Source organism: Acinetobacter sp. EKM10A (assembly GCF_011075215.1).
Taxonomy (GTDB): Bacteria; Pseudomonadota; Gammaproteobacteria; order Pseudomonadales; family Moraxellaceae; genus Acinetobacter; species Acinetobacter baumannii.
Window position 1 is genome coordinate 1 of record NZ_JAALLK010000044.1, and the last position, 596, is coordinate 596.

Consider the following 596-nt stretch of genomic DNA (forward strand, 5'->3'; position numbering starts at 1 on the left):
GTGGGTTTTCTTTTTTAATATATTCAAATTTTCCCTGATATTATGGGATTAAGACTTTGTGCCAACATTGATCTTAAATAACCATTAATATCGGAGAAAATATGAAAACTGAAATCATAGAAGCTCTAGCGTTAGAGCTTACTAAGGCAACCATTGCTGATACTGATCCTTCAACCATCAATATAAAAAGTGCTGATCTTTGGGTTAAAACCTACCAGGAATCACTGAAAGCGGTAGAAGAAGCTTTAAAAGAACTTAAGCCAAAGCCTAAAGCCACATCAAAACCCATTTCAGGAATGAGCTAACCCTGATTACTCACACTCTACTATACTCAGCTTGCAGTTATTCTTGGTGGCAAAGTCATCAAGAATAGCTTTCAGCGCATACGCGTTCCGAAGCGTGCACTCTATTTTGAAAGCGGCTGTGCAATCACCAAAAAGAATCTTTTCAGCACGATCAACTTTTTCTTCTAGTTGATCAATATTACTTTCCTGAAGCAGTAGTTTCTCAACCATCTGCTTGCGCCATTCAAACATTTCTTCGCCTAGACTCATTTCTATCACCTTTGATAGTTGGGTTTTCTTTTGTCTATTAAA

General features: G+C 37.2%; 2 protein-coding genes. One reads left to right on the top strand and one right to left on the bottom strand.

Annotated elements, in window-relative coordinates:
- The first annotated feature begins 101 nt into the window (after positions 1 to 101).
- Positions 102 to 305 (top strand): hypothetical protein, encoded by a 204-nt coding sequence (locus G9371_RS18990; protein ID WP_000845537.1) that lies wholly within the window; start codon positions 102 to 104, stop codon positions 303 to 305.
- 6 nt (positions 306 to 311) lie between these two features.
- Here the strand turns inward: G9371_RS18990 and G9371_RS18995 are convergent, their stop codons facing one another.
- A complete protein-coding gene (locus tag G9371_RS18995; RefSeq protein ID WP_000051959.1) occupies positions 312 to 554 on the bottom strand; it encodes a hypothetical protein in 243 nt (80 codons plus the stop codon).
- Positions 555 to 596: the final 42 nt, after the last annotated feature.